Genomic DNA, 20,813 nt, shown 5'->3' with positions numbered 1-20,813 from the left:
GCAGGATGTTTTTGCAGGGTTCGCTGTCGACGAAAACCCCTGCAAGCCATTATACCCCAAGATGACGCTGAAAAAATTCGGTTATCGTACGATACAAATGAATTTTCGTGGCGCGACCATTCAACGAGTGTTTTTTACCCGGATAGGTCATCATTTCAAAGCGTTGACGATTGTCTTGTAACACTTTAAATAGCTTGGTGCTGTGGCTGAACAAGACGTTGTCATCGGCCATGCCATGATAGATCAGCAAGTCACCTTGTAGGCCTTTAACATAGGGAAAGACTGAAGCTTTCTCATAGTTGTCGCCATCATTCGGCATGCCCATATAACGCTCGGTGTAGTGGGTGTCGTAAAGACGCCAATCGGTCACTGGCGCACCGGCGACAGCGGCTTGAAAATACTCTGGCGCTTTAAAGATATTCATTAACGCCAAATAGCCGCCATAGCTATGTCCGTAGAAGCCGATACGCTGGTCATCGACGTAATCCAGACTACGCAGGTATTTAACGCCGGCGACTTGGTCGGCAACTTCGGCCTGACCTAGCTGCTTAAAAATAACCTGTTCAAAGTCGTTACCACGATTGGCGGTGCCGCGATTATCCAAGGTAAACACGACAAAACCTTGCTGGGCGAGGTATTGGGTAAAATAATCGCCCCAGCTTTTGGTGACGCGCTGGGCTCCCGGGCCGCCGTAGCTATAAACAATCGCTGGATACTGCTTTTGTTTGTCAAAGTTCGCCGGTCGGGTAATTTTAAAGTACAGGGTTTTGCCGTCGTCAGCTTTGATGCTGCCAAAACTGGGGTAGCGCCACTGTCCTAAGTAATCGGCCAGTGGATGGTTGGCACCGACTGCGTTCTCAAGTATCCAGTTAATGCGCTCACCGGTGGGGCCGTGCATACTAACTTGTGGTGGCTGTTGTGGTGACGAAAATACATCCACGTAGCTTTGCCCATCGCCGCTAAAGGTAACGTTGTGCATGCCCTCCCGTTGCGACAACTGAGTGGGATTACGCGGGTTGGTGGTAGTTAAACTAGAGCGATACAAGTGGCTCTCTAAAGGCGACTTGGCGCGACTGGTAAAGTAAATCACGCCCAAGGTTTCGTCGATGTGTTCGAGTTTATCGACCATCCATTCGCCAGCAGTCAGTTGGCGAATCAACTTGCCATCTAAACGGTATAAATAAAGGTGTTTGTACCCGCTGCGCGAAGATGCCCAAACGAAATGGTTATTATCGTTCAAAAAGCGTAGGTCATCGTTAAGGTTCAACCAATGCGTGCTGGTCTCTTTAAGCAGTGCTTGGTCTTGCTCACTACCTAGCGGGTGCAAGTATAAGGTTAGCTCGGTCTGGCTGCGATTCTGCCATTGGTACAATAGCCGTTGGCTATCTGGCACCCAATTAACACGCGCGAGGTAACCGTCGCCTAAATGCGCGAGTCCCAACCATTGGGTATCGCCACTACTGAGGTTCATAATGCCGAGATCGATATCGACGTTGGCGCTACCAGCAGCGGGATAACGTTGCTCGATCAAGCGCACTTCGTCGGCATAAATCTCGCTACGCGTGATTTCTTGCACCGGTGTTTCATCAATCCGCGTTAGCGCGATGTGTTGTTCGTCGGGAGCCCACCAATAACCGCTCATGCGGTCGATTTCTTCTTGCGCGACAAACTCTGCCATGGCGTAGCTAATCGCGCCGCCGCCGGCATCGGTCAGTGCTCGTTCTTGACCATTAGCCAAGTCGATCAGGTACAAGTTCTGTTCACGGATAAAGCTAACGTAATGTCCTTTAGGCGAGAGCTTTGCGTCGGTTTCGTAGGCTTCGGTTTGGGTCAGGCGCTGGCTGTTGCCGCTGGCGACATTAAATAAATACAGGTCGCCAGCAACAGTCACTAACACCTGCTGACTGTCGGGGTGCCAAGCATAATCGACCAAGCCCTCAGCGCTGATCCGTAGCCGTTCGCGGCGGGCTTTCTCTACCTCGGATAATTCGCCGGAGCTGGCGTTTAGCTGTTCACTTTTTAAGATACGTTTATGCGTTTGTGTTTTGCTGTCGTACCACCATAAGTCATAGTGCTGATGGGCATCGGCACGCGCTTTCAGGTAGCTAATATGTTGATGATCAGGCGCGTAACGCACTTGACGGATAGCTTCGCCCGCCAGCGCTGGTGCTGAAAAAATACGTTCCAGCGTTAAATGGCTAGCATGGCTCAACTGACTAAAAGCCGTTGAACATAAAGTTAAAGTGGTTAGTGCAAGCGGGCGCAACAGCTTGCGCAGCAGGCTCTGCATAGCGTTTACCTCAACGTCATCTGGGGTCTAAAAACGCCGTTAAGGGTAGCAGAATTATGCGGCGATTACTTGTTGTGCCGTTAAATTGTCGATGAATATGAAGCTGAAATGCGATTAATGGCGAGGCCAATAAAAAAGCCCGCCTAACGGCGGGCTGGGGGAGACTCAGAATTCGCCGCGTAGGCCAATGCTGAAATTACGACCGGTGACCGGTGCATCGTCTTTTAAGAACGAGCTGTGGACGAAGCCTAACTCATCGGTAATGTTTTCGGCTTTGACGTATAGCGTCATGTTGTTACGCGCTAATGCTTGTGGGTAGAAACTCACTTGCGCGTTTAACAAACCGTAGCTATCGGTGGGTGTTTCATTGGCGGCAATACGCTCTTGCTCGGCATAGTAGATGTAACCGACTTTGGCATCCCATGCTTGTGCCTGATAGCTCACATCGGCACCTATCCGTTGGCTAGGAATGCGCGGTAAGTTACCACCATCTTTTAGCTTAGCGCGGGTGTAGTCGCTGAAACCAGATACGGTCCAATTGCGATCCAATTGCCAGGCTGCTTCGATTTCATAACCATATAGTTCAACATCGGCTTGCGTGAACTGTACGACATTGAGCGCACCACCGTGGTCATGCTCGTGGTCGTGTTCATGCTCACCGCCTGCCTCTTCTTCGTGGTGGTCATGATCTTCGATGTGCAGATCGGCGGAGTCGACACCGGTAAAGCGCTCGTAAATAAAGTCATCGACATTGTTGTAGAAGAAGTTGATTTGGCCGTGGAAGTCACCTTGTTCTAAGTGGAAGCCTAAATCGATGTTATTCGATTTTTCCAGCTCCGGCTTACCCTCGCGACGTTCAACGTGGTAATGCTCGGGTGCAACTTCTTCTAGCTCATAGAGCGCGCCTAATTCATAAGTACGGGTAGCCAGGTGGGCACCGTTTGCCAATAGTTCGGTCGCGGAAACCGGACGTTCGGCATGGCTAAAATTCAGCGACATCGATAGTTGCTTGGTCAACGGACGAGTAAAGCCAGCCGAGAACGAGACCGGGTTATAACTGAAGTCGCCTAACTCATCGGTATCAATATCGACTTGTTCATAACGCGCGCCGACTTCCCAGTTAAAACCCGCGTATTCACGTTCTAGCACCCAAAATATACCGGTCGACTCGGTGGTCGAATCAGGAGCGAAAGCCTCTTCACCGTGGCTAGTTTGGTCACTATCGCTCCATTGCAAGCCAACTGCACCGCGCCAGCCGAGTAGTGGCTGATGGCGTGCGGTGATACGCACTTCGGTTTGCTCATTGGCAAAGGTTGAGGCGGCAACACCGCCTTCAATTTCGCTATGGGTGTAATCGGTGTAGGCGGCGCGCAATTCGACTTTATCGAAGCCTGCGAATGGATTATTTAATGCCCCAGCTAACTGGTAGCGATTCTGTTCTAAATCGACAAATGGACCAGCTTCGCCGTGCTCGTGAGCATGCTCTTCTTCATGATCATGTTCTTCTTCTTCGTGCTCATGTGCGTGTTCGTGACCGGGAATACCGTATTCTTGCGTCATACGACCAAATGAGAAGCCGATAAAACCTCGATCACCAATGTAGCTGCCACCTAAATTCAAACCTTGAGATTCGATGTAGGTATTCTCGACTTTATCGTTGGTTTCGCCTTCGTCGTTGGTGAAAGTGGGAACTTCATAGTCATCCGCATCGCGGGCAAAGGCGTCAACATGAAAAACCACCGGCCCATTACCGGCATCAGCGCTAAAGCTGCCTTCTTTTTGATTGGCGGCGCTATTCGCCCCCACGCTGTAATTACCGCGCACACCGTCTAAGGCTTGTTCCGGAATACGGTTATCGACGACGTTGACAACACCGCCGATAGCACCGCTACCGTACAACAATGTTGCCGGGCCACGAAATACTTCGACTTGTTGAGCTGTGGTGGTTTCGGTGGTCACCGCGTGATCGGGGCTGCCACGTGACTGGTCGCCAGCATCTAAACCATTTTGTGTGATTTTCACCCGAGGTCCATCTAAACCTCGGATAATCGGGCTACCAGCGACATTGGCAAAATGGGTATTGTTAATACCGGGTTCGGTGGCTAACGTTTCGCCCAGCGTATGAGCTTGGCTTTGACGTAATTCATCACCGGATAAAACACTGACTGGCTGAGCTGAGTTAAGCGCCGTTTTGTCCAGCGGTGAACCAGTGATGACAATAACTTCACTGGGTTTGACTTGAGTTTCTGCATCTTGTTGCTGTGCGGCAACTTGGCCTACATTCAAGCTGGCTAGAATCGCCAACGATAATGAGGAACGACGTAACATTGACTGACTCCCTGATGGTACGATTATCGAGTAACGAGCGGACTCGTGAATTGCCTCTGTGATAATATAACATTACAGGGATGTTGCCCGCGATGCAACTACCATTTGTCGCGTAAAGCTGGTGACTGGTCTTTAGCTTGGGTAGACTAGGCGAGCTAACAATTTAGTCGAATAACTAATCATGACGGGAATCAGTCAATGAAATTACTTTCTGCAATGACGGCGTTGGCGCTAGCCATTAGCCTAAATGCGTGTGGCGAAGCGGCACCCACACAGCAGCAAAAACAAGCGGTAGAAGCTAACCCCGAAGCCATTCGTGCGCACTTAGAGTTTCTTGCTAGTGATGAGCTAAAAGGCCGTGACACCGGCAGCATCGGTCACGAAATCGCAGCCAAATACATTGCCTCAGAGTTTAAGCAAATGGGCTTACAACCGGGCGGTGATAACGGTACTTACTTTCAACGTATGCCAGCGCGTAAGAGTTATTTAGTTGACCGTAGTGCCAGTATGATCGTGCATACCGATAACGGCGATGTTGCGTTGGAGTTCCCAGCCGACTTCACTACCGGTCCCAGTGCTTTTTCTGAAGCCGACGAAGTTACGGCACCGATGGTCTTCGTCGGTTATGGCATGGTCGCCGACGAGTTCGGTATCAATGATTATGAGGGGCTTGATGTTAAAGGTAAGATTGCGGTGATGGTGACTGGCCGTCCTGACGATTTACCCAGCGAAGAGGGTGCGCACTTAAACAGCATTAAGGATGACTTAGCTGCTGAGCGCGGTGCAGTAGGCATCATTACCATTCACACGCCACAGCGCGAAAAAGTACGCCCCTACAAAAGTAGTTTGATTTATACCAAATTACCTCGCATGCATTGGTTAGACGCCGAGGGTAAACCACATGGTGTGCATGAGAGTCTATTAGGCACGGCTTATGTCGATTCAAAACCGGCACAACAACTATTTGTTAATGCTGAGCAGTCTTTGGATAGCGTATTTGAGCAGCTGGCAGAGGGACAGAGTCCAAAAGGATTCGAATTGAATGCCTCGGTCACGTTGAGCCGCAAATCGCGCCACGAAGAGTTGACCAGCCCTAACGTTGCCGCGATTTTACCGGGTAGTGACGAGAGTTTGGCCGATGAATACGTGTTGTATACTGCGCACGCCGATCACATCGGTGTGAGCCAAGACTTAAGCAGCGACGACAACATTAATAATGGCGCCATGGATAACGCCGCTGGTGTGTCGGTGATGTTGGAAACCGCACGCATGTTCGTCGATGCGGGCCAAGCGCCGCGTCGTTCAATCATGTTTTTGGCGGTCACAGCGGAAGAAAAAGGCTTATTAGGTGCCGATTACTTTGCTAACAACCCAACCGTACCATTACACAGCATCGTCGCTAACGTTAACCTAGATATGCCGGTTCTGTTGTACGATTTTGCTGATGTTATTGCTTTTGGTGCCAACCATTCAAGCATGGGTGATACGGTGGCTAAAGCCGCTGGCAAATTCGACATTAAACTCAGTCCGGACCCGATGCCTGAACAAGCCATTTTTACTCGCTCAGATCATTACACCTTGGTTAAAAAGGGCATTCCGGCGGTATTCCTAATGACCGGCTTTACCTCAAAAAATGAAGATGAAGACGGTGGCGAAGTGTGGGGTAAATTCTTTGCTGAGCATTATCACCGCCCAAGCGACCAGCCGTCGTTGCCGATCAACTATGACGCGGGAGCGGTGTTTACCGATATTAACTACGAAATTGGTAAAGAAGTAGCCAACGCCGACGAACGCCCACATTGGTTGGCCGACTCGTTCTTTGGTAAAACTTTTGGCGGTCAGTAGCCGCTACTAATTGAGCTCAGCGAGCGTTCTGTCGCTGTCGTTCAATGACAAACTAAACCAAGCCCCAAGTAGCAACTTGGGGCTTTTTTATTATTTATTCAAAAGCTTATATGAATTACATATACTCAGTTTACGCAGCGCCGATAACGTGGCACTTTAGGCAAAAGCATATTGCGTTATTGGCTAACATTTTTAGCAATCAAATAAGGGATTAATCGCATGCAAACTCAACAACGGTTTAGTGAATATAAGGTGATTCATGTCGCAGAGGGCGGTTGCGGTACTTTGCTGCTTGGCTCCAGTGGCTTGCCACTGAAAAAGATCGAATCGACGCTGAACCGTGAAGCCGCCGACGGCTGGCAGTTAGTGTTTCAGGTATTAGAACAAAAGCGCTTCTTTTTATTCTGGACCCGGGAAGCCGCGATTATTACGTTGGCACGCTAACAGTATGATTAAACGTTCAGTACTTAAAGCGATTCGTTATTATCAACGTCGTGGTGGGTCTAAGCGTTTTTTTAATATTGACTGTAATTTCCAACCCAGCTGCTCGGAATATACTTATCGAGCCATCGAAAAGTTTGGTTTGGTGCGTGGTTGTCGGCTTGGTTGGCGACGCATTTGCCGCTGTAACGATCCTGACTGTGTCGAAAAACGGCTTGATCCGGTGCCGCACTCGGTTAGGCAAACTCGCTGCCAACGATCCCAACATGATATTGAATAAGAGGTTGAGTTGATGTCTACGTCGGAACGACTAAATGATGAAGAAGAACAACTGCGTCAGCAAATTCGGCAGCTCAGTGACGAGCAACGCAAGTGTTACTTCAGACACGAGCAACAACGCTTAAAAGATCCGGATACCTATGCGGTATTAAATTACTTCTTTTTGGCTGGCCTGCACCACTTTTATCTAGGTAAGTTCGCGCGAGGCATGGTTAATTTGGTACTGATGTTAATTGGTATCTTATTACTAAAACCGTTGCCGTGGTTAGGGGGTGGCTTGATTGTCGCCGTCTTATTGATTGAATTGCCGCAGTTATTCAATGCGCAAAATATTGTCCATCGCCATAACAATCAACAAATACGTGATCTACTGCAGCAAGTCAAAATGGGTCAACTCAAGGATAAATCATAAAGGCGGCTGCTCATCATCTCGCAAGGTCAGCACGTCGTAACCATTTGCGGTAACCAGCACGGTGTGTTCCCATTGTGCCGATAATTTTTTATCGCGGGTGACCACCGTCCAACCATCTTTTTTCTGTTTAGTTTTATAGCTTCCCTGGTTGATCATCGGCTCAATAGTAAACGTCATGCCTGCAGCCAGCGTCATACCAGTACGCGCTTGACCCACGTGCATGATTTGCGGTTCTTCGTGCATGGCTTGACCAATGCCATGACCACAATAATCACGTACTACGCTAAAGCCTTGTTGCTCGGTAAAGCGTTGAATGGCGTGGCCTATATCACCTACCGTTGCACCCGGTTTGACGCAGGCGATACCTTGCCACATGGCAGCGTAGGTAACATCAACTAGCTGGCGCGCGATTGCCGACGCCTGACCAATCACATACATTTTACTGCTATCGGCAATATAACCGTTTTTTTCTAGGGTAATATCGACATTGACGATGTCACCGTCGCGTAAACGCTTAGCGGCGGACGGCACACCGTGACAAACCACCTCGTTGATCGACGTATTCAACACATAAGGGTAGCCATACTGGCCTTTGCTCGCGGGTCGCGCGTGCAGCGTATCAACAATATAGGATTCGACAAAATCGTTAATCGCCATTGTCGACACACCACTAGCGATAAATTTGTCTAATTGCGCAAACACTTGAGCTAACAAGCGACCCGATTCGCGCATGTGCTGGATCGCATCGGTTGATTTAATCAGCGACAGGTTCATGTTCTAACCTTACCGAAGTGACTGCTTGAGCACGCATTTCAAGCGCTAATATCTGCTCGTAAGTTAAGCTGGGGTTTTGTTCTGCTAAGCGGCCTATTTTTAGCCAAAACTCCGCTTGGGCGTTGATTGAGCGTTCCATGACTGCGCTGGTTTTGCGTACTTCTTCATGCAACGTGTCTGATATTTTAACGATACCCATGACCATCCAAAATATATACGTTTTGCTACACTTTGTATGTTGGCGACGGATATGTCAATAGTAGGGCATTGGCGTATCCACAACAAAAAGCGCCCGCTACAAAATTGCAGCGGGCGCTAAAAGGTCAAGCAGAGCCGTAGCGATTATATCGGTGAGCCAGGTGGTATAGCGCGCGGCGTATAATTCACCGACCACTCTCCACCATCTAGGTAAGCGCCCAGCTGTTGCTGAATATAACCTTGATAGTCATCATTTTTATTTAAACGCTGCTGATACTGAGTTAAGTAACGCCATAAGCTGGCTCGTACTTCGGGGGCTAAGCTGTTGTCATCAAGCACCTCAACTAACGCATTTAACACCACAAAATGAATGCGTTGACTGAGCGCCGACTGCTCCAGATCGTTAACTGTTAAGAGTGTATCGGCGACCATGCTGGGCGCGGGGACTCCATCGTCTTGCTGGTGTTGCCAAGCCAAGCGATTTAGGCGAGCGCTATTAAACACCGACTGCGCGGTCAGTTGTGCGCCGACTTCGGCCATACTGACCGGGTCAGGCACCAAGCCCATGCGGCCATTAAAGTTTTCGCGGTTAGCGCGGTCTCCGTAAGCATGCGGTAGCAGCAGCTTTTCGATGCTGCTAGGGAGTTTTAGCACCTCGACGCTGAGCGTTTGCTTTAATTGCTGTAATGCCAAGCGTTGCTGACGTGCGTTGACTGCACCGACTTTACTTAAGTCGTCACCCTTAACCGCGTAGCTGTAGTCAAAACCACCTAACATTTTCGCGGTCGCTTCGGTTTGATAGCGGTGTAGCAGGTAAATCGGCACCAGTAGCTGGCGTAAACGACTGACTGGCTGGTCTGCTGGTAGCGTATCCAAACCAAACTGTGCCAGAGCCACATCGCGCACTGCCAGCACGCGCTCTAGCTCAGTAACGGCATCGCTGCCATTGTCCCAAAGGTGGGCATCTGGATGCGCACCGCTCAGTGGACGCGCGTCGGCATCAGAAATAAATTGCAGACCCAGCGCCTTGCTTTCTCGCAAAATACGTTTTAGCAGCGCGGTTTCATCGCTGATGACGCCAAAGTCGCTATAACCGTAGGCGATGACTTGCTTATCCCAAACCCCCATGCCACTGTCGTAGGCTTGTGCTAGCGACAACGAGCCATCGGTATCAATGCTGACCAATGGGTGTGGATAGTCCATCACCGAAGCACGATCGCTGACACTGGCGGCAAAGTTATGTGCAATGCCCAGCGTGTGACCAATTTCGTGAGCAGAAAGCTGGCGAATACGCGCCAACGCCATTTGTTCGATAGCCTGCTTTAACTGTTGCTCGGACTTAGCCGAGCTAAACGGTGACAATAACGCTTGCGCAATGGCCATATCCTGACGAATTCGCAAAGAGCCTAGGGTGACATGGCCCTTAATGATCTCACCGGTGCGCGGATCGATAATCGAAGAGCCATAAGACCAACCGCGGGTGGCTCGGTGGACCCATTGAATGACGTTGTAACGAACATCCATCGGGTCGGCATCGGCAGGTAACACTTTGACTTGAAAGGCGTCGCGATAACCAATTGCGGTAAACGCTTGATTCCACCATTTAGCGCCATCGAGCAAGGCGCCTTTGACCGGTTCAGGAACACCTGCATCAAGATAATAAATAATCGGCTGCACGGCTTCGCTGGTACTGGCTAGTGGGTCTTTCTTTTGTAACCGATGGCGTGGAATAAATTGTTGCCTTAATGGCTCGCCCAAAGGCGCTGCGTAGTCTTGGTAACCCACCGACCAAAAGCCGCTATTGGTCATGAAGCGGCGAGGACTGTAGTTGTCATCGGGTAACTCGATAAACGAGTGGTGCAAATGCAGCGTAATGGCGTCGGCATTTGCGGCGACATCGCGCACGTATTGTCCGCTCGCTTCACCGACAAAGGTCAACATGGCTTCCAGCTCGGTATTTTTAGGAAAGGCCTTGCTGCGCGCCAAATAGACTGCCGAACGGCTGCTATCGACGCGATATTGACCTTGTTGCGAGGCGGCTAATGATTGACTGACGCCATGCACATCACTGAGCAGATAGGGAGTATAATCGATCAGTAGATAGGCATCGCTCGCCGCGACCGCATCGAAGCCCCATAATACCGAATCGGCAAAAGCCTGATCGATCGATGCTCGTTCGGCAGCGTTATCGGTATTGGCGCGAAACTCGGTATTAAACTGGCGCAGCAACACGCGTTGACCATGTTGCTCGAAAGCGGCTAATCGCGTATCGCCGAGCTGCCCGCGGTCTAAGCCAATATCGTTAGAGCCGAGACCCCAAGGTAAGCTGGTTTGTAAAATGAACTGAGTGGTGTTTTTGGGTACTTGAAGCAACACCCGGTCATTGTTGTTGTCATAGTAAAAAGAAAAATAACCGGTTTCGGTCTGCATGCCCGCGACATAGTCGTCGATAGTGGGTAATTGCTCGGCGGTTGCGGCTTGCGCGCCGATAGGCAGCAACAGCAGCAACGCCAATAGCAGTGAGCGATACATAGTTAACCTTTATTATTATCTGTGATTCGAACGGGTTAGCTTATACCAAAGCGGCGGGCGGGGCTAAAGCGATGACATCAATTGCCTGTTTTTTGCGCTAAATGTGGGCAAGCAGCAAACGAGGCTCGTCATTGCCCGTCAAGCGCAACCGAAACCTGAATGCGCTCAAGGAGCTTGCATGCAACACCCTGATCAGTTTGAGTTAGATGACCGTTTAGCCAATGATAGCTGGTATTTGGTCGACTGGCGCTTGTGTCAGTTACGCTTGATGAATGACCAACGTTATCCATGGTTATTGTTGATACCACGCCTACAAGGCTGCGAAGAAATATCGACGTTAACAGACGCCCAGCAGCAGCAATTGTGGCGCGAGGTCAACGATGCCAGCAAATGTTTACAGCAACATCAACGGCTGTTACTCGGTGAGTCAGCAGTGTCACCAGCGAAAGTGAATATTGCTGCGCTGGGTAACATGGTGCGGCAACTGCACCTGCATGTGGTATTGCGGCATCCTGGTGATCCGGCTTGGCCGGGACCGGTCTGGGGCCATAGTGCGGCGCAACCCTACCTACAACCAGAGCAGCAAGTGGCTGCTTGGCAGCAGCGCTTGGCGGCCGCTGTTGGGTAGTTAAGCTGGGTAAGATAGTGGCAACGAGCGGCGTTAATAACACGCCGCTGTCATGAGTCGTCATTCACTGTCAGCGCTGAGGACGGTGGCGATTTCTTCCAGAACTTGTGTGGTCCATTGCTCGATGCGGGCTTCACTTAAGTCATACTGAGTATCTTCGTCTAAGGCGAGTCCGACAAATTGTTGCCCGTCTTCAGTAAGCCCTTTCGATGCTGCGAACTCATAGCCTTGATTGGGCCAAAAACCAATGCGCTGGCAACCTTTGTCGGCAATGGCGTCATGTAACATGCCTAACGCATCTTGGAACCAATCCGTATAGCCCTGTTGATCGCCCATACCGAATAAAGCGACGATTTTACCGTTTAAATCCAGCTCGTTGATATCTGACCAATGACTTTCCCAATCTTCCTGTAATTCGCCAAAGTCCCATGTTGAAATGCCCAAAATTAAGATATCAAAGGCCTGCATATCGGCTAAGGGCACATCTTTAATATTATGCAAATAAACAATATCGTCACCGATAGCGGCTTGAATACGTTCCGCGGCGATTTCGGTGTAACAGGTGGTCGAACCGTAAAATAGACCGATTTTTAACGACATTACGACTCCTTGCAAGTAACGTCCGTGCATTGTAGCAAATCCGTCCGTATAATAACGCCAGATTTTTTTCAGGCATACCGTTTCTGGGGCAGGATAAACATGCAGTTACAGCAGTTGGTCGATAAAGTAGAACCGCTTTTTGATGAGGCCGTGGTCGATGGCGATGACGACGAACTTTTTGCCAGTGGGTATTTACGCGGCCATTTCGACTTGGTCGTGGCGCAACTTGAAATGGCTGGTGAAAGCGATGCCGAGAAGTTGTTCCCGGCCTTACAGGCAGCGGTTAGCCAAACCCGACATGAACTGACACCGGCCGACCAAGCGCATATTGATAACTTGATTCAGCGTCTGCAGGCACGCGCGGCGGCTTAAACAGCCGATGCGCGAGCTTTTACTACTCACCGCGCTTAGCCGCAAAACGCTGCGGGGCGAGACGTTCGCTTAACTGGGGTAATAGCGGTGCAGGTTCGCCGCATAAAGCTGCCGCCACCAATTCGGCACATAGCGGTGCCGCGGTCAGGCCATGTGAGCCCAGTCCTAACAGCGTAAACAATCCGGGAGCCGCTGTCAGTGCCCCGACTATCGGTAAGTGATCGGGCGTGCTACAGCGCACTGCTGCCCGCGATGAAACCACCTCAAGCGCAGCGATATCGGGTAGCTGTTCGCGCAAGCTGTCGATATTTTGCTGATCTTCGCTAGCGCGTATGCTGACGTCAGTATCACCCCGCACAAAGCTGGCGCCAACGCAATGAACGCCTTGCCAAGCTGGGGTTAGATACCCTTTATGGCAAATGACCTTGGCGTTATCTGCCAAGCCGCTTGTGGCTTCTGATGATGCGCGTACCAGCGTGACCTGACCACGCACGGGTCGCAACGGCAGCTCGATCGCCAGTGGCTGTAATAACTCGGTCGCGGCATGGGCGTTAGCGAGCACGACCTGACTAGCAACGATGTCGCTACCATTCGCCAAACTCAAGCGCCAGTCCGAGCCACAGGGTTGCAGTTGTGTAACGGTTTGTTGATAGTGCTGACCGCGGAATCGTGCTAGTAAGCTGCTGAGTAAAGCGGCAGGTGTTAGCCAACCCGCACCGGCTAGATAAAGCCCATCTTGTTGAATCGCTAGTCCGGTCTGCTGGCGTAACTGCGCCGCTGTTTGCCAAATCGCCAATGCCGCTGGGCAGCGTGCCGCCACAGCGCGATAACGACGTTCACGTTGTGGATTAAAGGCGAGTTGCAACAAGCCATCAAAATGGCAGTGGTCGGCGGCCACCTGTGGATACCAATGCTGAGCGTAATGAAATGCCGCATGATAAAAATCACTGAGCGGGGTGGCTTCGGCGTGCAGCTGTGGATAAACCGCGCCTTGGCGATTGCCGGAACCGCCATCGGCAACGGCGGTGCTAATTAATATTGTCTCGATACCGCGTTGTTGTAGCGCGTAACAGGTATTAAGGCCAGCAATGCCAGCGCCAATTACCGCTACCGGTGCCGGGGTACGGGGGTTGCTAGCCTTTTGTTGCGGCTTGTCGGCGCTGCTTAATTGGCCCCGTAGCATTTCGCGTTTACGACCATAGCCCGGTACTTTCTCGACCTGAAACCCGGCTGCTTGTAGGCCACGCTTGACGGCGCCAACGGCGGTAAAAGTCGCAAAACTGGCATCAGGCTTGGCGCTAACCGCCATGCCTTGGTAGAGGCTGGATTGCCACATATCGGGATTTTTAGCCGGTGCAAAGCCATCTAAAAACCATGCGTCAACACTGGCTTTGGCTTGCTGTTGCCAACGCGGTAAGGTGTGCAGCAAATCACCAAAAATTAAATCTAAAGTTACCCGTCCCTGAGCTAACCGACAGCGGAATAAACCGGCGACGGGGAGCGGATACACGGCCACTAATTGCTGACTGTACTGTGCCAATTGAGTAAATCGCGATAGCGCCTGGCGTAAGGCATCCACAGTTAATGGATACTTTTCAAAGCTAACAAAGTGCAAGCGTGCGCTAGCTGGCGCGTGCTGTTCAAATTGCGCCCACGCATTAATGAAATTGAGACCACTCCCGAAACCACTTTCAGCAATGACAAAGCATTCCTCGGCGCGCAGATTTTGCCAGCGCTCGATTAATCCATTATGCTGCACAAACACGTAACTGCTTTCGGCTAATCCATCGTCGTTCGAGTAATAAATGTCATCAAAAGTGTCTGACACCGGTACGCCTTGCTCGTTAAAATGAACGGCGGCGGCTTGTAGATTGTCGACGATAGGCGACGCAGGTTTTGCCATAACTACCACGCAGGTCAAATAAGCCGAAGAAATACCGACAAGTTTATCAGTTTGACCGCTATAATTGTGGAAAGCAGACCACTTTTTCTTCGCGCTTCGTTACTATACGGTGCGCATTAGCAATACAGGATAATCGAATGAGACGTGCAGTGATCACCGGCCTCGGTATCGTATCGAGCATCGGTAACAATCAAGAAGAAGTCTTAGCGTCGTTACGCAGCGGCAAATCAGGTATTACCCGTTCCGAGCAGTTTGCCGAAATGGGCTTACGCTGTCAGGTCTGGGGTAACGTTAAGTTAGACCCGAAAGAGCATATTGACCGTAAAGCCATGCGCTTTATGGGCGATGCCGCTGCCTACGCTTATTTATCCATGCAGCAAGCAATCGAAGATGCTGGTTTAAGCGAAGACGAGATCTCGAACATTCGCACCGGTATTGTGACCGGTTCCGGTGTCGGTTCTGGTGAGCATCAAGTTGGCGCTGCCGATATTCTGCGCGAAAAAGGTGTCAAGCGAGTTGGGCCGTATATGGTGCCTCGTTGCATGGCCTCGAGCACTTCGGCTTGTCTGGCGACGCCTTTTAAAATCAAGGGTGTGAACTACTCAATCAGCTCGGCATGTGCGACCTCAGCACATTGTATCGGTCATGCCGTCGAACTGATTCAATTCGGTAAACAAGACCGAGTCTTTGCCGGTGGCGGTGAAGAGCTACACTGGACCCTAGGCATGGAGTTTGATGCCATGGGCGCGTTAAGCACTAAGTATAATGATACGCCAGAGAAAGCATCGCGTACCTACGATGCCGACCGTGACGGCTTTGTACCGGCTGGTGGTGGTGGTATTTTGGTCATTGAAGAGCTAGAGACGGCGTTAGCTCGTGGCGCTAAAATCTATGCTGAAATTGTCGGCTATGGCGCCACTTCGGACGGTTATGACATGGTCGCGCCGTCTGGCGAAGGTGCGGTACGCTGTATGCAAATGGCTTTGCAAGACGTTGATGGCCCGGTCGACTATTTGAATACTCACGGTACCAGCACGCCGGTAGGCGATGTCAAAGAATTAGAGGCGATTCGTGCAGTATTCCCTGAGCAAACGCCTTATATCAGCGCCACTAAAGCGATGACTGGTCATGCTTTAGGCGCAGCCGGCGTACACGAGGCGATTTTTTCATTACTGATGCTGAAGAATAACTTCGTCGCGCCGTCGATTAACATCGATAACCTTGATGAAAAAGCGGACGGCATGCGTATCGTACGTGAAGCGCAAGATGTCGAGTTGACCACCGTGATGTCGAACAGCTTTGGTTTTGGCGGTACCAACGCCACCTTAGTGTTACGCAAATATAACGGCTAAGCGTTTTCTGCTTGAAAAGCGTGGCGCTGGGCTACAGTCCAGCCACGCTTTAAGGTATGCTCACCTGAGTTAATGAATACTCAGGTGGCGCATGCAAGTTTTAGCCGATAGTAACATTCCACTGGTCGAGTCCTTATTTTCCTCGCTTGATAGTGTCAGTGCCTTTCATACTTACAGCCAACGGCAACCATCGCCTGCACAATTGGCCGATTGTGATGTCTTGTTGGTACGTTCGATTACTGCGGTTAACGCCGAGCTATTAGCGCAAGCACCGCGATTGCGTTTTGTCGGTACTGCGACCATCGGCACCGAGCATGTCGACCAAATGGCGTTACAACAACGAAACATTGCCTTTGCCAGCGCGCCGGGTGCTAACGCCGATTCGGTCGCTGAATACGTGTTAAGTTGTGTATTGGCACTGGGTGGCGCCAGTATCATCGATAGTCAGCAGCATGTTGCTATTATTGGCGCCGGTCATACCGGCAGAGCCAGCGGGCGGCGCTTACAAGCGTTAGGGCTAACGGTGAGCTATTACGATCCACCCTTGTTAGCGCAATTACAGAGTGCTTTTTGTGACAGCGTCAAACGCCAAGATTTGTTAGCGCATGACGACTGGCAACAAGTGCTCAGCGCCGATATCATCAGTTGCCATGTGCCGTTGACTCAATCCGGCCAACATCCGACTTACCATTTATTTGATGCTGATGCGCTAGCGCAATTAGCCGCAGACACGTTGTTCATTAATGCCAGTCGCGGTGCGGTGGTTGATAATACCGCGCTGCGGCAACGACAACAGACCCCAGCAGCCTTAAAGTTGGCGTTAGATGTGTGGGAATCTGAACCGCATGTGGACGCATGCCTTGCGAACCGGGTAGCGATTGCCACGCCGCATATCGCCGGGCATAGCGTTGAGGGCAAAGCCGGTGGTGGGTTAAGCTTGTACAAGGCGTTTTGTCGCTGGCAGAAGCGCGCTTGCGATGTTAATTTAGCAGACTATTTGCCAGCGTCGGCTAGCCGACAGTGGCAATGGCCCGAGATGCCGACAGCAGAACAGCTGCAGGCGGCAATACTTAGTCGTTATGACGTGCGTGACGACCACCGCTGGTGGCAACAACAAGGTACGCGCGCGTTGAGTTTTGATCAGGCGCGGCGCGATTACGCAGCGCGTCAGCGCAGACAATTGGCGTGTGACCGCGTGTTGACGCGTGATGCGGTAGTAGCAGAGCGTATGCAGCAACTCGGATTTACTGTGATAGCGGGTTAACCGTCAGCAACGAGAAACGTCAACTAAAGCAAGTAAAGGTGGGCTTATGTCGCTCACTGTTATTGTCTGTCGCATTTTATTTATCGATGATCAGTCAGTAAGGATATGTCATGTCGCGTTCATTTAATGTCGCCGTGTTAGGGGCCACCGGTTTAGTGGGTCAACACATGATGGAAATTTTAGCCGAGCGAGAGTTTCCGGTTGGGCAATTGTTCCCGCTTGCCAGTAGTCGCTCTGCCGGTGCCACGGTTAATTTTAAGGGTGATGAGTTAACCGTCGAAGATGCGGAAAATTTTGACTGGTCACAAGTTGAAATCGCATTCTTTTCGGCTGGCGGTAGTGTCTCTAGAATTTACGCACCGCGTGCGGCAGAAGCCGGTTGCGTGGTTATCGACAATACCTCGGAGTTTCGTTACGAAGCCGATATTCCGCTAGTGGTTCCTGAAGTTAACGCGTCGGCGCTAGCCGATTTTCGTAACCGTAATATCATTGCTAATCCCAATTGCTCCACCATTCAGATGATGGTAGCACTAAAACCTATTCACGACGCGGTGGGTATTGACCGTATTAACGTCGCGACTTATCAGTCGGTGTCGGGTGCAGGCAAAGAAGCGATGGAGGAGTTAGCTCGACAAACGGCCGAGTTACTCAACGGTAAACAGCCAACGGTAGAAAACTTTAGCCGTCAAATTGCCTTTAATTGCATTCCGCAAATCGACGTATTCCAAGATAACGATTACACCAAAGAAGAAATGAAAATGGTGTGGGAAACGCAAAAAATTCTGGGCGATAGTAATATCCGTGTGAATGCCACGGCGGTCCGCGTGCCGGTGTTTTTTGGCCACGCTGAGGCCATACATTTAGAGACACAACAACCCATTGATGCTGAACATGCGCGCGATTTATTGCGTCAGGCCGAGGGCGTCGAATTGGTCGAGCACCGCGAAGAGTTTCCGACACAAGTCAGCGATGCGGCCGGTAAAGATGCGGTTTTTGTGGGGCGTATTCGTAATGACATTTCTCATCCTTTGGGCTTAAACTTATGGGTCGTTGCCGATAATATTCGCAAGGGAGCGGCAACTAACAGTATCCAAATTGCGGAACATTTAATTCGCGATTACCTGTAAAAATAATAAAGTTATAGGCATTGGCGCCGTTAAAAAAGCCGGCGCCTCTGCTAATAACACTGAACGATGACCATGGTAGGTAGATTGGGGATTATGAACGACACGCGCAAAGCTAAACCGTTTCGCTTACTGGCTGCTAATACCTTCAGCGGACGTTTTTTTATTGGCGTAAGCACGGCGCTAACGCTGTTATGTAGCAGCGTCACCCTGCACGCGCAAGACGGTGTCGTGATCAAGGGCGAACGTGGTTCAGAGAGCCGTGATGTGCGGCTTGGAGAGGAGCGTTACGGACCTATCTCCTCGGCAGATACGCTCTGGACCATTGCCGAGAGATTTCGTCCTCATTCGAGCGTATCGCAATATCAAACCATGGTAGCCATCGCGCAAGCTAACCCGCGCGCATTTGCTAACGGCAACCTTAACCGTATGCTTGATGGCTTTTATTTGCGCATTCCAAGTCTGCAAGAAATTCAGATGGTTAACCCCGAGGCCGCACGCCGGCAAGTGTTGGTTGATCAGCAGTTACAAGAAAAAGCGGAACAAATAAAACAACAACAGTCCGAGACCGAATCGATTCGGGCGCAACAAACACAAATGCTGGTCGATGCTCGGCAGCAAGCCCAGCAAGCCGTTGCTGAAGTTCGTCAACAACAGCAACAGGAGTTTACCGAATTACGTGAACAAGTGTCGCAGTCGATGACCGCACTAGAGCGCGTTTATAGCGAAAATTCGGCGCTACAACAGCGTTTAGACGAGTTAAAAACGCAAATTGACGACCTCCAACAACGCATGTCTGATGATGGCGAGTTACAGCAGCAATTGCAGCAGCTGGTGGCACAGCAAGAACAAATGTTGGCAGAACAACGTCGTCAGCAGCAGTTGGCCGAACAAAATAGTTGGAGTCAATGGTTTAGTTCGCCGTTAAACATCGCGTTAATGTCCTTGTTGCCGGCGGCTTTGATCATCGCCTTGCTGTACTTTGTTTTTATGCGGCGTCGCGAGCAACCGACTACCAGCGATAATGTTGAGGTACCGGAGCAGACCCGTGAGATGTCCGATGAAGAAGCTGCCGCTGCTTTAGACCGAGAGTTGATGGGCAGCGGTGACGAGCAAGGCAACGATTTGCTGGCGCTGGATAACGAGTTGACCGATCGCAGTGGCAACACGGACGACGACGGCCTCGACTTAAGTTCGTTGGAAGACGAAATGTTAACGGCTGCTGATGCCGATGATATGGATGTCTTCGCGGCATCCGAGCTGCCCGCCGATAAGCCTGCCGATGAACCACAAACTACGCCAGTCGACGACGTTCGCTTAGACGACGATGAAGACGATAGCCTATTTGCTGAAGATGACGGCGATGCCAGTGGCGAGCTGAGTCAGGATGAACTGGATCAATTGTTCGCCGAAGACGGTGAACCGGCCATCGACTTTAGCATTGATACCGATGCCGAACCGGCGCCTGCTGCCAGCGACAAACAACCGCAGCCCGACCACGACTCCAGCGAATTGGCTAGCGCTGAGGAACAGACAGCGGCGAGCACCGATGACGATGCGTTAAGCACCGATGCAGTTGGCGACGATGAACTGGAAGGTCTGTTGCCGGAAGACTTTGATAACGCCAATGTCGCCAACGATAAGCCTGCTACAGACAGCGCCATAGCTGCTGACGAAGACGCTGAGGAAGAGTTGTCGGTCGATGATATGTTGTCGGAACTGGGTGTCGATGAAGCGGAAACGGAGCAGGTCGATACCGAACTAGAATCGTTATTGGCGGAATCAGAGCGACTGCAAGAGCAGTTGCAAGAACAAGATGACTCAGCCGATGTTGAAGAAGATGTTGAACGAGAGGCTGAGCAAGCGGATGACGCGGTTGATGAGAGCCGCAATGACGCTGACAGCGGTGATGACGGCGACCAAGAAATCGCCGATGTTGACGATATTGATGCGCTCCTTGCCGACGTCCAACAGGGCGAGCCAGCCGCTGCTGAGCCCACTCAGGACGAGGCTGATGATGACGAAGCAGTCGACGGCGCTCAGGCACCCTCTGAAGAGCCAACGCAAGCGGCTAGCGAGGAGTTGTCGGAGGAACAGATCGAGGATGCCGAACAACAGGCTGATGAGGCTTTAGAGGATTTGTTCGAGCAAGACGCTGAACAAGATTTTGTCGATATCGATGCGTTGATCGATGAGGCCAGTGCGGCGGAAGACGATGCTGCTGATCCCTATGATAAGTCGTCAATCGAACAGTTATTGCCGGGCGACACCAGCGGCGCCGACACGACTGATAGTGACGACACCGCCGATGAAGAAGATAGCTTGGCAGCGCAGTTGGATTTAGCGCAAGCTTATATTGAAATGGAAGACTATGACGAAGCCGTGAAGTTGCTTGATCAGATCATCGCTGGCGATGATGAAGAACTGGCGGCTGAGGCCAGCGCTCTGAAACAGCGCATTCAGTCATAGCC

At 51.0% G+C, this 20,813-nt stretch carries 17 protein-coding genes; 10 read left to right on the top strand and 7 right to left on the bottom strand.

The window, feature by feature from the left end; genetic code table 11:
• Positions 1 to 49: 49 nt before the first annotated feature.
• Positions 50 to 2,290, bottom strand: coding sequence for a S9 family peptidase (locus tag A10D4_RS06810; protein ID WP_008488564.1), 2,241 nt, complete (start codon positions 2,288 to 2,290; stop codon positions 50 to 52).
• Positions 2,291 to 2,455: 165 nt separating this feature from the next.
• The gene (locus tag A10D4_RS06805; protein WP_008488563.1) at positions 2,456 to 4,618 is read right to left on the bottom strand and encodes a TonB-dependent receptor; all 2,163 of its coding nucleotides are present in this window, start codon (positions 4,616 to 4,618) and stop codon (positions 2,456 to 2,458) included.
• A 198-nt stretch (positions 4,619 to 4,816) separates the two neighbouring features.
• Between A10D4_RS06805 and A10D4_RS06800 the strand changes: the two genes are divergently transcribed.
• The 4 genes from A10D4_RS06800 to A10D4_RS06785 all read left to right on the top strand — a co-directional run bounded on the left by A10D4_RS06800 (position 4,817) and on the right by A10D4_RS06785 (position 7,595).
• Entirely contained in the window at positions 4,817 to 6,463 is a 1,647-nt protein-coding gene (locus A10D4_RS06800) for a M28 family metallopeptidase (RefSeq protein WP_008488562.1), read from the top strand.
• A gap of 219 nt (positions 6,464 to 6,682) precedes the next feature.
• Positions 6,683 to 6,907, top strand: a complete 225-nt coding sequence (locus tag A10D4_RS06795; protein ID WP_008488561.1) for a DUF4177 domain-containing protein — start codon at positions 6,683 to 6,685, stop codon at positions 6,905 to 6,907.
• Positions 6,908 to 6,911: 4 nt separating this feature from the next.
• The gene (gene yidD, locus A10D4_RS06790) at positions 6,912 to 7,184 is read left to right on the top strand and encodes a membrane protein insertion efficiency factor YidD (RefSeq protein ID WP_008488559.1); all 273 of its coding nucleotides are present in this window, start codon (positions 6,912 to 6,914) and stop codon (positions 7,182 to 7,184) included.
• Between the two features lie 12 nt (positions 7,185 to 7,196).
• Positions 7,197 to 7,595, top strand: coding sequence for a TM2 domain-containing protein (locus A10D4_RS06785; RefSeq protein ID WP_008488558.1), 399 nt, complete (start codon positions 7,197 to 7,199; stop codon positions 7,593 to 7,595).
• On the opposite strand, the gene map is transcribed toward A10D4_RS06785, so the two are convergent.
• The 3 genes from map to A10D4_RS06770 all read right to left on the bottom strand — a co-directional run bounded on the left by map (position 7,590) and on the right by A10D4_RS06770 (position 11,099).
• Positions 7,590 to 8,369: a type I methionyl aminopeptidase gene (gene map / locus A10D4_RS06780; RefSeq protein ID WP_008488556.1), complete on the bottom strand. Its 780-nt coding sequence runs from the start codon at positions 8,367 to 8,369 to the stop codon at positions 7,590 to 7,592. The genes A10D4_RS06785 and map overlap by 6 nt on opposite strands.
• A complete protein-coding gene (locus A10D4_RS06775; RefSeq protein ID WP_040502722.1) occupies positions 8,350 to 8,568 on the bottom strand; it encodes a ParD-like family protein in 219 nt (72 codons plus the stop codon). The genes map and A10D4_RS06775 overlap by 20 nt, the downstream gene beginning before the upstream one ends.
• Before the next feature lie 143 nt (positions 8,569 to 8,711).
• Entirely contained in the window at positions 8,712 to 11,099 is a 2,388-nt protein-coding gene (locus A10D4_RS06770) for a zinc-dependent metalloprotease (RefSeq protein WP_008488553.1), read from the bottom strand.
• Positions 11,100 to 11,277: 178 nt separating this feature from the next.
• Here A10D4_RS06770 and A10D4_RS06765 point away from each other — a divergent pair, with 178 nt between their 5' ends.
• Complete coding sequence (locus A10D4_RS06765; RefSeq protein WP_008488552.1) at positions 11,278 to 11,727, top strand: HIT domain-containing protein; 450 nt, start codon at positions 11,278 to 11,280, stop codon at positions 11,725 to 11,727.
• A gap of 60 nt (positions 11,728 to 11,787) precedes the next feature.
• Here A10D4_RS06765 and fldB read toward each other — a convergent pair whose 3' ends face one another.
• A complete protein-coding gene (gene fldB, locus A10D4_RS06760) occupies positions 11,788 to 12,327 on the bottom strand; it encodes a flavodoxin FldB (RefSeq protein ID WP_008488551.1) in 540 nt (179 codons plus the stop codon).
• A 99-nt stretch (positions 12,328 to 12,426) separates the two neighbouring features.
• Here fldB and A10D4_RS06755 point away from each other — a divergent pair, with 99 nt between their 5' ends.
• Positions 12,427 to 12,699, top strand: coding sequence for a YfcL family protein (locus A10D4_RS06755; RefSeq protein ID WP_008488550.1), 273 nt, complete (start codon positions 12,427 to 12,429; stop codon positions 12,697 to 12,699).
• Positions 12,700 to 12,721: 22 nt separating this feature from the next.
• Here the strand turns inward: A10D4_RS06755 and mnmC are convergent, their stop codons facing one another.
• Positions 12,722 to 14,602 carry a bifunctional tRNA (5-methylaminomethyl-2-thiouridine)(34)-methyltransferase MnmC2/FAD-dependent 5-carboxymethylaminomethyl-2-thiouridine(34) oxidoreductase MnmC1 gene (gene mnmC / locus A10D4_RS06750; RefSeq protein ID WP_008488549.1) on the bottom strand — a complete coding sequence of 627 codons (1,881 nt, stop codon included), beginning with the start codon at positions 14,600 to 14,602 and terminating at the stop codon, positions 12,722 to 12,724.
• 137 nt (positions 14,603 to 14,739) lie between these two features.
• Between mnmC and fabB the strand changes: the two genes are divergently transcribed.
• From fabB to A10D4_RS06730, 4 genes are all read left to right on the top strand, one after another.
• Positions 14,740 to 15,954 carry a beta-ketoacyl-ACP synthase I gene (gene fabB / locus A10D4_RS06745; protein WP_008488548.1) on the top strand — a complete coding sequence of 405 codons (1,215 nt, stop codon included), beginning with the start codon at positions 14,740 to 14,742 and terminating at the stop codon, positions 15,952 to 15,954.
• 91 nt (positions 15,955 to 16,045) lie between these two features.
• A complete protein-coding gene (locus A10D4_RS06740) occupies positions 16,046 to 17,218 on the top strand; it encodes a 4-phosphoerythronate dehydrogenase (protein ID WP_008488547.1) in 1,173 nt (390 codons plus the stop codon).
• A gap of 110 nt (positions 17,219 to 17,328) precedes the next feature.
• Positions 17,329 to 18,345 carry an aspartate-semialdehyde dehydrogenase gene (locus A10D4_RS06735; protein WP_008488546.1) on the top strand — a complete coding sequence of 339 codons (1,017 nt, stop codon included), beginning with the start codon at positions 17,329 to 17,331 and terminating at the stop codon, positions 18,343 to 18,345.
• Positions 18,346 to 18,438: 93 nt separating this feature from the next.
• Positions 18,439 to 20,811 carry a FimV/HubP family polar landmark protein gene (locus A10D4_RS06730; RefSeq protein WP_008488545.1) on the top strand — a complete coding sequence of 791 codons (2,373 nt, stop codon included), beginning with the start codon at positions 18,439 to 18,441 and terminating at the stop codon, positions 20,809 to 20,811.
• The last annotated feature ends 2 nt before the right edge of the window (positions 20,812 to 20,813 follow it).

It is taken from the genome of Idiomarina xiamenensis 10-D-4 (assembly GCF_000299895.1).
Taxonomy (GTDB): domain Bacteria; phylum Pseudomonadota; class Gammaproteobacteria; order Enterobacterales; family Alteromonadaceae; genus Idiomarina; species Idiomarina xiamenensis.
Note: the sequence above shows the minus strand (reverse complement) of the source record. Positions and strands in the feature narration are given on the sequence as shown.

Excerpts from the sequence above, each read along its gene's own strand:
- A10D4_RS06810 (WP_008488564.1), bottom strand. The coding sequence starts at position 2,290 with ATGCAGAGCCTGCTGCGCAAGCTGTTGCGCCCGCTTGCACTAACCACT.
- A10D4_RS06805 (WP_008488563.1), bottom strand. The coding sequence starts at position 4,618 with ATGTTACGTCGTTCCTCATTATCGTTGGCGATTCTAGCCAGCTTGAAT.
- A10D4_RS06800 (WP_008488562.1), top strand. The coding sequence starts at position 4,817 with ATGAAATTACTTTCTGCAATGACGGCGTTGGCGCTAGCCATTAGCCTA.
- A10D4_RS06795 (WP_008488561.1), top strand. The coding sequence starts at position 6,683 with ATGCAAACTCAACAACGGTTTAGTGAATATAAGGTGATTCATGTCGCA.
- yidD (WP_008488559.1), top strand. The coding sequence starts at position 6,912 with ATGATTAAACGTTCAGTACTTAAAGCGATTCGTTATTATCAACGTCGT.
- A10D4_RS06785 (WP_008488558.1), top strand. The coding sequence starts at position 7,197 with ATGTCTACGTCGGAACGACTAAATGATGAAGAAGAACAACTGCGTCAG.
- map (WP_008488556.1), bottom strand. The coding sequence starts at position 8,369 with ATGAACCTGTCGCTGATTAAATCAACCGATGCGATCCAGCACATGCGC.
- A10D4_RS06775 (WP_040502722.1), bottom strand. The coding sequence starts at position 8,568 with ATGGGTATCGTTAAAATATCAGACACGTTGCATGAAGAAGTACGCAAA.
- A10D4_RS06770 (WP_008488553.1), bottom strand. The coding sequence starts at position 11,099 with ATGTATCGCTCACTGCTATTGGCGTTGCTGCTGTTGCTGCCTATCGGC.
- A10D4_RS06765 (WP_008488552.1), top strand. The coding sequence starts at position 11,278 with ATGCAACACCCTGATCAGTTTGAGTTAGATGACCGTTTAGCCAATGAT.
- fldB (WP_008488551.1), bottom strand. The coding sequence starts at position 12,327 with ATGTCGTTAAAAATCGGTCTATTTTACGGTTCGACCACCTGTTACACC.
- A10D4_RS06755 (WP_008488550.1), top strand. The coding sequence starts at position 12,427 with ATGCAGTTACAGCAGTTGGTCGATAAAGTAGAACCGCTTTTTGATGAG.
- mnmC (WP_008488549.1), bottom strand. The coding sequence starts at position 14,602 with ATGGCAAAACCTGCGTCGCCTATCGTCGACAATCTACAAGCCGCCGCC.
- fabB (WP_008488548.1), top strand. The coding sequence starts at position 14,740 with ATGAGACGTGCAGTGATCACCGGCCTCGGTATCGTATCGAGCATCGGT.
- A10D4_RS06740 (WP_008488547.1), top strand. The coding sequence starts at position 16,046 with ATGCAAGTTTTAGCCGATAGTAACATTCCACTGGTCGAGTCCTTATTT.
- A10D4_RS06735 (WP_008488546.1), top strand. The coding sequence starts at position 17,329 with ATGTCGCGTTCATTTAATGTCGCCGTGTTAGGGGCCACCGGTTTAGTG.
- A10D4_RS06730 (WP_008488545.1), top strand. The coding sequence starts at position 18,439 with ATGAACGACACGCGCAAAGCTAAACCGTTTCGCTTACTGGCTGCTAAT.